At 68.3% G+C, this 4304-nt stretch carries 2 protein-coding genes; both read right to left on the bottom strand.

The window, feature by feature from the left end; genetic code table 11:
* Positions 1 to 1908, bottom strand: a 1908-nt coding sequence (locus AB0L95_RS41800) for a condensation domain-containing protein (RefSeq protein ID WP_365171863.1), incomplete at its 3' end; no start/stop codon positions are given.
* Positions 1905 to 4304 (bottom strand): condensation domain-containing protein (locus tag AB0L95_RS41795; protein WP_365171861.1); only part of this gene is annotated, 2400 nt, incomplete at its 5' end. The genes AB0L95_RS41800 and AB0L95_RS41795, both read right to left, overlap by 4 nt.

Raw genomic sequence — 4304 nt, 5'->3', positions numbered from 1 at the left:
CCGGTTCACAATCCCCCGGTGCTCAACCACCACACCCTTCGGACGACCCGTCGAACCCGACGTATAAATCACATACGCCGGCAAGCCCGCATCCAACGCCCCCAGACGATCCGCGTCCGTGAGGTTCTCCCGACCCAGCACGGACAACCTGGCCTGCACCGCCGGGTCATCCAGCCGGATCTGGGGAGTGTCCGTCGGCAGCACGCCTTCCGCGCCGAAGCCGGCAATCACGCACATCGGGTGAGCGTCGTCGAGGATGTAGGCGATGCGGTCGGCCGGGTAGTCCGGGTCGACGGGCACATACGCCGCACCCGTCTTCACCACCGCCAACAACGCCACCACCAGATCCGCCGACCGCGGCAGAGCAACAGCAACGAACCGCTCCGGACCCGCCCCCTGCCCGACCAACAGCCGCGCCAGACGGTTCGCCCGCTCATTCACCTCGCGATACGACAGCTCGATGCCGTCGAAGACCACCGCCGTGGCGTCCGGAGTCTGCACCACCTGCTCCTCGAACAACACCGGCAGCGTGCCGTCCGCCACCACAGCAGCAGTGTCGTTCCACTCCTCCAGCACTAGAGCGCGCTCTGCCGGATCCACCATCTCCGCCCGGCCCACCGGAAGGCTCGGGTCCACCCGCACTTCCTCGAGCAGGCGCAGCAGCCATCCCACGATGCGCTCGGCGGTCGCCTGATCGAACAGGTCGGGGCGGTAGTCCAGCCACATCCGGAGGCGCTCCCCGGGGACTACGACAAGACGAAGGGGGTAATGCGCGGCATCCTTCACCTCCATGGACGCGACGTGCAGCCCGGCACCCGTCAGGTCGAGGGACTGCGGGTCAACGGGGTAGTTCTCGAAGACGATGCAGGTGTCGAACAGCTCCTTCGTCCCGGCCATGCCGTGCAGTTCGGACAGGCCGAAGTGATGGTGCTGGAGCAGCTGCGCCTGGGCGTCCTGGAGGTGCTGAAGTCCGACCAGGAGGGATTCCGAGGGCACGACCCGCATGCGTACCGGGACCGTGTTGATGAGCATGCCGATCATCGTGGCCGCGCCGGCCAGCTCCGGGGAGCGGCCTGAGACCGTGGCGCCGAAGGTGACGTCGTCGCGCCCGGTGAGCCGGCTGAGGATGATGCCCCAGGCACCTTGGATCGCAGTGTTCAGCGTCAGGCCGCAGGTACGCATCTGCTGGACCAGGGCAGCGGTTTCCTCAGCCGACAATTCGGCGTGGACGCGCTCGGGCACGGTTGAACCCTGGCGGGTAGCGCCCGGGGCGACCAGGGTCTCCCCGTCCAGATCGGCGAGGACCGCGCTCCACGCCTTGCGCCCGGCCTCACGGTCCTGGTTCGCGAGGTGAGCCAGGAAGTCACGGTACGGCGTCACCTGCGGCAGCGCCGACTCGTCGCAGCGGTTCATGTACAGGGTGAAGAGCTCCCGCATGAACAGCGGCATCGACCAACCGTCGAGGATGAGGTGATGGTTGATGAAGACCAAGCGGTGCAGGTCCGACGCGAGCCGGATCAGAGTGAACCGGAGCAAGGGCGGCCGGGCAGGGTCGAAGCGCGTGGTGCGGTCCTCGACCAGCAGCCGCGCCGCCGCGCGCTCCGCTTCCTCCCGCCCCTGTGCACTGAGGTCGATCTCCTGCCAAGGCAGGGGTACTTCGGTGGGGATCACCTGGACGGGTTCGCCGGACTTCCGCTGCCGGAACGAGGCACGCAGGTTCGGGTGTCGCCGCAGCACTGTCTCGGCCGCTGCTCGCAGCGCCGCGGCGTCCAGCGTGCCCTTGAGATCGAACGCCCACTGGACGGTGTATACGTCCGTGTCGGTGGGGTCGAAGAGGGAGTGGAAGAGCAGACCCTCCTGGAACGGGGACAGAGGCAGAATGTCTTGGATACGCGGCCGGCCGGTCACCAGGTCCCCCACTCGGAGTCAAGTTCGCTTTCGAAGTCGTCGATTTCGCTCTGGCTGAGATGCACCAGGGAAAGGTCGGACGGCGTACGGCCGCCCGCATCGGGGCGCTGCGCATGTGCGGTGAGCGCTGTCATGGCGCGGACCCAGGTATCGGCCAGGTCGCGCATGGTTGTGTCGGAGAAGTGGCCCTCGGGCCAGGTCCAGCGGACGGTGAGGCGGGCGCCGTCGGGGCCGTTCTCGGTGACGGCGCTGATCTCGATGGCGTAGTCCACGTCCCTTTCGGCCTGGTCCTCGCCGGACAGGCCCCATCCGGGTTCGGTCGTCCAGTCGCTGCCGTCGGCGCCGACGGCGTCGACGGCACCGAAGTAGCCGAAGCGGAGTTGAGGCGTGGGCAGGTGGACCGGCGCGGCCTGGGTATGCGGGCCCAGGTGGCGCAGCAGGCCGTAGACGGTACCGTTCTCGGCGTACTCGCGTACCTGCTCCTTGATCCACTTGACGGCTCGCCCCATGTTGGCCCCGCCGGCCCAGACGTCCTTCCAGTCGACCTCGCCGGGGTCGAGCAGCATCGGACAGACGGTCGTGAAGCAGCCCACCGTCGCGGACAGATCAGCGGGCTCAGGCAGGCTGTCGCGGCCGCTTCCTTCCACGTCCAGCAGTACGGCCGTGCCCTGGCCCAGACCGTGGCGCAGGCACCAGTCCGCCACCGCCAGGGTCAGCCCGGCAAGCAGTGCTTCCTCGACAGTGGCATGGAACGCGGCCGGTACAGTCGTCAGCAGAGCGGCTGTCTCCGCTTCGGGCAGACAGAGCGTCGTGCTGGCACGGGCTGCGGGGGTGTCTCGGGTGAGGTCGGAAGTGCTGGACCGCAGGCCGTGCTCACCAGACCCGAGACAGTGCTCACCGGCCTTCAGTGCCTCGGTCCAGCTAGGCAGACCGACCAGCCGCTCGTCCTCCTGGGCCAGTTCCCCCAGGCGATGCGCCCAAGTGCGGAAGAGGGTGACCGGACGGGTCAGCATGGGTGTCACGCCGGCCATGGCGGCGGCGCACGCGGCAGCCAGGTCCGACAGCAGGATCCGCCAGGACACCCGGTCCACTGCCAGGCGGTGAACGACCCACAGCAGCCGTCCCTGTCGCAGCGGCCCTGCGTCGAACCACGTGAGCGCGAACGCCACACCGGTGCGAAGCTCCAGCCGCTCAGCAGTACGCTCACGTTCGCTGCGTACCAGTGCCGCTACGTCTTCATCCGCCAGTCCGCCGACATCGATCCGGCGGATCCGGGCGGCGGCATCGACTGCGTCAGGCCCCTGTACACATAACGTTGTCGTGTCGTCTTCCGCCTGTCCGGCACGCAGCCGCAGCGCGTCGTGCAGCGCCACCACCGCCCCCAGACCCGCTCGCAGACCCTCAAGGGTCAGGCCAGCGGGGGTCCGTAAGACCATCGCCTGGTGGAAGTGGTCGATCGGTCGGCCGGTCTCGAGCAGTCGGTACATCATCGGAGTCGGCGGCAACTCCCCGATCCCCGCATTCGCGGCCTCCGCGGCCGCACCCTCATCCGCGAGTACCTGCGCCACCGATGCAAGAGCACGGACGTTCCGCAGCTGGTACACGTCTTTGGGTGTGATGCTCAGTCCAGCCTGCCGCGCCCGGCGCACCACCTGGATCGCCAGAATGCTGTCGCCGCCCAGCTCGAAGAAATTGTCATCGATGCCGACACCGTCGACCTTGAGTACCTCTGCGAACAGCTCGCACAGCTGCTTCTCCTGCGGGGTGCGCGGGGCACGTCCGGTCGTGCCGGCCGTGAACTCGGGCGCGGGCAGGGCCCGACGATTGAGTTTCCCGTTCGGCGTCAGCGGCAGCGCGTCCAGCACCATGACCGCCGAGGGAACCATGTACTCCGGCACCATCGTCGCCACATGCGCACGCAGGGCTTGCGGGTCGAGCACCGCCTCGCCTGCGGGGACGACGTACCCGACCAGCCGCTTGTCGCCAGGGCGGTTCTCCCGCACGATCACCGCGGCCTGGGCAACGTCCGGGTGCCCAGCCAGCACCGACTCGATCTCACCCAGCTCGATACGGAAACCCCGCACCTTCACCTGATCATCAACGCGGCCGAGGTACTCGATCTCGGCGGCCGCACTCCACCGCACCAGGTCCCCGGTCCGATACATACGCGAACCCGGAGCACCGAACGGATCGGCAACGAAACGTTCCGCCGTCAGCCCCGGACGGTTCAGATACCCCCGCGCCAGACCCGCACCCGCGACATACAGCTCACCCGCGACACCCAGCGGTACCAGGCTCACGCCCGCGTCCAGGACGTACACCTGAGTGTTGGCGATCGGACGGCCGATCGAGGACACGCCGGCGGCGGCCTCCTCACCGACCTCGTCGACCGTGGA

It is taken from the genome of Streptomyces sp. NPDC052036 (genome assembly GCF_040680495.1).
Classification (GTDB): domain Bacteria; phylum Actinomycetota; class Actinomycetes; order Streptomycetales; family Streptomycetaceae; genus Streptomyces.
This window is presented reverse-complemented; position numbering and strand designations above follow the sequence as displayed.